The 4,791-nt window shown below is 66.1% G+C and carries 7 protein-coding genes; 1 reads left to right on the forward strand and 6 read right to left on the reverse strand.

Annotated elements, in window-relative coordinates; all coding sequences use genetic code 11:
* The 5 genes from QZ609_RS24735 to QZ609_RS24755 form a co-directional block, all read right to left on the reverse strand.
* Positions 1–541, reverse strand: a 541-nt coding sequence (locus QZ609_RS24735) for an SCO family protein (protein WP_295500566.1), incomplete at its 3' end; no start/stop codon positions are given.
* A gap of 69 nt (positions 542–610) precedes the next feature.
* Positions 611–1,552 (reverse strand): heme o synthase, encoded by a 942-nt coding sequence (gene cyoE, locus QZ609_RS24740; protein ID WP_295500568.1) that lies wholly within the window; start codon positions 1,550–1,552, stop codon positions 611–613.
* Between the two features lie 9 nt (positions 1,553–1,561).
* On the reverse strand, positions 1,562–2,653 hold the full coding sequence (locus QZ609_RS24745; RefSeq protein ID WP_295500570.1) for a heme A synthase: 1,092 nt from the start codon (positions 2,651–2,653) through the stop codon (positions 1,562–1,564).
* Between the two features lie 3 nt (positions 2,654–2,656).
* Positions 2,657–3,313, reverse strand: coding sequence for a cytochrome C oxidase subunit I (locus QZ609_RS24750; RefSeq protein ID WP_295500573.1), 657 nt, complete (start codon positions 3,311–3,313; stop codon positions 2,657–2,659).
* Positions 3,314–3,366: 53 nt separating this feature from the next.
* Complete coding sequence (locus tag QZ609_RS24755) at positions 3,367–4,155, reverse strand: SURF1 family protein (RefSeq protein ID WP_295500576.1); 789 nt, start codon at positions 4,153–4,155, stop codon at positions 3,367–3,369.
* A gap of 55 nt (positions 4,156–4,210) precedes the next feature.
* Between QZ609_RS24755 and QZ609_RS24760 the strand changes: the two genes are divergently transcribed.
* Positions 4,211–4,420 (forward strand): twin transmembrane helix small protein, encoded by a 210-nt coding sequence (locus QZ609_RS24760; RefSeq protein WP_295500579.1) that lies wholly within the window; start codon positions 4,211–4,213, stop codon positions 4,418–4,420.
* Positions 4,421–4,537: 117 nt separating this feature from the next.
* Here QZ609_RS24760 and QZ609_RS24765 read toward each other — a convergent pair.
* The coding region (locus tag QZ609_RS24765; RefSeq protein WP_295500582.1) for a cytochrome c oxidase subunit 3 at positions 4,538–4,791 on the reverse strand (254 nt) is incomplete at its 5' end.

The raw sequence follows: 4,791 nt of genomic DNA on the forward strand, positions 1-4,791 counted from the left end.
ACAGGCGCAGGTTGCCCTTCGGGTCGAACATGTAGCTGCCCGCGGTGTGGTCCATCGTGTAGTTGTCGGGCGAGCTGCCGGGCACCTTGCTGTAGTACACCTTGAAGTCCTTGGCGACCTTCTGCAGCGCGGCGTCATCGGCCGGGCGCAGGCCCAGGAAGCGCGGGTCGAAGGCCGGCACGTACTTAGCCAGCAAGTCCTGCGTGTCGCGTGCCGGGTCGACGGTGACGAACAGCACCTGCACGCGATCGGCATCCTTGCCCAGCGTATCCATCACGCCGCGCAGCTCGGCCAGCGTGGTCGGGCACACGTCGGGGCAATGCGTGTAGCCGAAGAACATCACCACGACCTTGCCGCGGAAGTCTTCCAGCGTGCGGCGCTTGCCGGTGTGGTCGGTGAGCGAGAAATCGGTGCCGAAGCTCTTGGAGCCGGTGATGTCGAGGTTGGTGAAGGCGGGCTTGTCACTGCAGGCGGCCAGTGCCAGCACGGCGGCGGCCAACGCGGCGAACAGGACAGCGCGGAAGTGTCGGAAGGAGAGCATGGTCATCGTGTTGAAGACAGGCTGTCTAGCGTAACGCCAACTGCACGCGGCTGCAGGCGGTCCACTGTGTCACAGCGCCGCAGCCCCAGTAACGGCGGGCCCGAACTTGAAGTAGTGGTCCACCAGCAGCGCCGCAAACAGGATCGACAGATAGATGATCGAGTAGCGGAAGGTCTTCTGCGCCAGCGCATCGGAATAGTTGCGGTACATGCGCCATGCATAGGCGAAGAAGCCCGCGCCGAGCACCAACGCCGTCGCTAGGTAAATGTAACCGCTCATGCAGTGCACGAACGGCAGGATGGTCGCGGCGATCATGATGAGCGTGTACAGCAGGATGTGCAGCAGCGTGAATTTCTCGCCGTGCGTGATCGGCAGCATGGGCAGGCCGGACTTGGCGTAGTCGGCGCGGCGGTACAACGCCAGCGCCCAGAAGTGCGGCGGCGTCCAGGTGAAGATGATCAGCACCAGGATCCACGCCTCGGCCGGCACGCTGTTGGCGACGGCCGCCCAGCCCAGCGCCGGCGGCATCGCGCCCGACAGGCCGCCGATCACGATGTTCTGCGGCGTGGCGGGCTTGAGCAGCAGCGTGTAGATGATGGCGTAGCCGATGAAGGTGGCAAAGGTCAGCCACATCGTCAGGTCATTGGCGAACACGTGCAGCGTCCACATGCCCGCGCCGCCCAGCACCAGCGAGAACAGCAGGATCTGGCGCGTGCCCAGTTCGCCACTGGCCGAGGGGCGCCAGGCGGTGCGGCGCATCATCGCGTCGATCTTGCGCTCGACCAGGCAGTTGATGGCGAAGGCCGCGCCGGCAAACAGCCAGATGCCGATCGCGCCGCCGATCAGCACCGACCACGGCACCATGCCCGGCGTGGCCAGGAACATGCCGATCACGGCGCAGAACACAGCGAGCTGCGTCACGCGCGGCTTGGTCAGCGCCGCGTATTGGGACGCGGTGTGCCGCCAGCCGGAGAGTTGAGTGGAGGTCGAAGGGGTTGCCACGGTATTCATAGAAATCAGTCAGACGGCGGCCACCGCCGCAGGCATCGGCGCGCGCACTTGGCACGTGCCGATCAGGTAATGCAGACGCACGACGAGCAGCAGCAGCACCGCCGCGCCGCCGTTGTGCGCCACGGCAGCCAGCAGCGGCCAGCCGAGCACGATATTCGATAGGCCGGTCGCGAGCTGCACGGCCAGCACGATGAGCAACACCGTCGCCACGCGGCCGATGCCATCGATGCGGCGCGCACGCACGCCCAGCCACGCGAGGTAGCTCAGCACCAGCACGGCGAACACGCGGTGCGTCCAGTGGATGGCGACCAGCGCATCATGCGAGATGAAATTGCCGCCGGCGGTACGGCCGAGCTGGCGCCAGAACGTGAAGCCATGCGCGAAATCCATCGCCGGGACCCACTGGCCGTTGCACAGCGGGAAGTCGGTGCAGGCGAGCACGGCATAGTTGGTGCTGACCCAGCCGCCCAGCGCGATCTGCACGACGAGCAGCGCCAGCCCGATCGCCGCCGGCACGCGCAGCGACGCGCCACGGCCATCGACCGCGCGCGGCGCATCGTTCTTGCAGCCGAGCCAGATCAACGACGCCAGCAGTGACATGCCGAGCAGCAGGTGCGTGACCACGATGGCCGGCTGCAGCTTGAGCGTGACCGTCCAGGCGCCGAACGCGCCCTGGACGCACACCAGCCCCAGCACCGCCGTCGCATACCACGGCGATTGCTTCAGCTCGCGGCGCCTGACCCACGCCAGCACCACCAGCGTGATGATCAACACGCCCAGCGCGAGTGCGAAGTAGCGGTGCGTCATCTCGATCCACGCCTTCATCCACGTGACCGGGCCGCTGGGCATTGCGGCCTGCGCGGCATGAATGTCGTCGCTCGCGTGGAACGGGTTGGAGGTGCCGTAGCAGCCCGGCCAGTCCGGGCAGCCCAGGCCCGAATCGGTCAGGCGCGTGAAGCTGCCGAACATGATCAGGTCCAGCGTCAGGAACGCGGTGATCCACACCAGCTTGCGGTACTTGTTGCGGTCGCCCTTGACCAGCACGTAGCACAGCGGGATCAGCGCGATCAGGATGCCGATGGAAGCGAGTTGCAGCAGCATGGCTTATCCGATGCGCGAGTACTTCAGCAGCCGCGTGATGTCCCCACGCACCTTCTTCGGGTCCGGGTCCTTCGGAAACTGCATCATCAGGTTGCCGAGCGGATCGACCAGGAAGAGGTGGTCGGTCGCGGGCGTCTTGCCGTCGGCCAGCCAGTCCTTGGGCAGGTCGGGCGCGCGCAGGAAACGCACGGCGGCGTAGTCGTCGTTGTAAGCGGTGGCGAGGCGTGGGTCGATCGCGCCGGCGTCGGTCACCAGCCAGACCGGGACGATGCGGTCGCGGTCGGGGCCCTGGCCGATACGCAGCTGGCGCATGGTGAAGAGCTTGCGTGCGCAGATGTCGTCGCAGGCGCTGCCGTCCACCGACACCATCAGCCATTTGCCCTTCAGGCTTGCGAGCGGCACTTCCGCGCCGTGCTCGTCCTTCACCATCAGCCCGGCCGGGACTGGACGCTGCGGCTCGACCAGCGTGCCGTAGGCCGCCTTGCCGCCGGCCGGCGTGAAGACGTAATACGCCAGGTATGACGCGATCACCGGCGAGGCGCATACCAGCAGCAGGAGCAGCATCATCATGCGGCCCCGGCGCGTGCGTGCGTCAATGCGCGGATCGGCGGGCGCTCCGAGCGTGTCGGGCGTGTCTGGCGCGGATGGCTGGTTCACCATGTGATTCCTAATACCTTCGTCTGCGGCGTTATGCCGCGATGCAACATTCAATGTCAGGCCGATTTCGGGGGCGCCGTCAGGCGACGGAAGTGTCGATAACGCCGCACACTGTGGACGATCATCAACGCCAGCACCGCCGCTGCCATCGCGAACCACTGGAACGCGTAGCCATAGTTGCGGTCGGCGCCCAGGTCTGCGCGCGGCCAATCGCGCCGCAGGCCGTCTTGCGCGTCGGATTGCTGCTCGACCACGAAGGGCTGCAGCGGCATGCCGATTTCGCGCGCAAAGGCATCGAGGTCGATATTCTGCCTAAGTCGCTGGCCGACTTCATCAGTGCCGTCCTTGCGGCCCAGACTGAAGACCCGGCTTGCATGTGGCACAGCGATCCCTTCGACCTGCACTTCGCCGGCCGGCGTGGTGGTTGGCGCGATGCGCGTGCGGTCCACCGGGTCACGCGGCAGCCAGCCTCGGTTGACCAGTACCGCCCGTCCACTCGGCCCGCCCGCCCCTTCCAGCACCAGCGGGATCAGTACCTCGAAGCCGGGCTGCGACACGCCATTCGTCATGTGCGGCCGGTTGTCGAGCAGCACCGTGTGCGCGGTATCGAAGGTGCCGCGCAACAGCACGGGCCGGTACATCACGGTGTCGGCAGCCACGGGCTGCGCGGTCACACGCTGTGCCGGCGCATGCGCCAGTGCCTCGATCTGTGCCTGCCGGTCGATGCGCTCGTGTGCGCGCGACAACTGCCAGCGGCCGAGCGCGCACGTCAGCGCGATCAGTGTCACGCCGGCCAGCATCGGCACCGGGGCGAACCACTGCCGGAAGCTTACGCGGGCGCTCATCGCGTCCACCCGGTGAGATAATGCAACGCACTCATTCCCAGACCTTCAACCTTCCATGCGCATCGTCGTTGCCATCGCGTTCTTGCTGATCCTCGGCAGCCTTGCCTCGGCACTGTTCTTCCTGATGCGCGACAAGGGCACCAGCAACCGCACCGTCCGCTCGCTGATGTTCCGCGTCGGCTTTTCCATTGCGTTGTTCGTGTTCATCCTGGTGGCGAACCGGATGGGGTGGATCCACAGCACTGGCATCCAGATGGGCCGATAGGCACTCGGCACTCGGAACACCCGCCCCCGAAAAACGAAAACGCCGCAGCGGCGTCCCGTCTGCGGCATTCCTTGGCAGAAGCGGGGCGACGCACATGTCGCCCCAATCCATTTTGCCTTAGAGCCAGTACACCACCACGTACAGGCCCAGCCAGACCACGTCCACGAAGTGCCAGTACCAGGCGGCGCCTTCAAACGCGAAGTGATGCTCCGGCGTGAAGTGCCCCTTCATCACGCGGCCCAGCACCACCGACAGCATGATCGCGCCCATCGTCACGTGGAAGCCGTGGAAGCCGGTCAGCATGAAGAAGGTCGAGCCGTAGATGCCCGAGGTCAGCTTCAGGTTCAGCTCGTGATAGGCGTGGATGTATT

The sequence above is a fragment of the uncultured Ralstonia sp. genome, assembly GCA_913056305.1.
GTDB lineage: Bacteria > Pseudomonadota > Gammaproteobacteria > Burkholderiales > Burkholderiaceae > Ralstonia.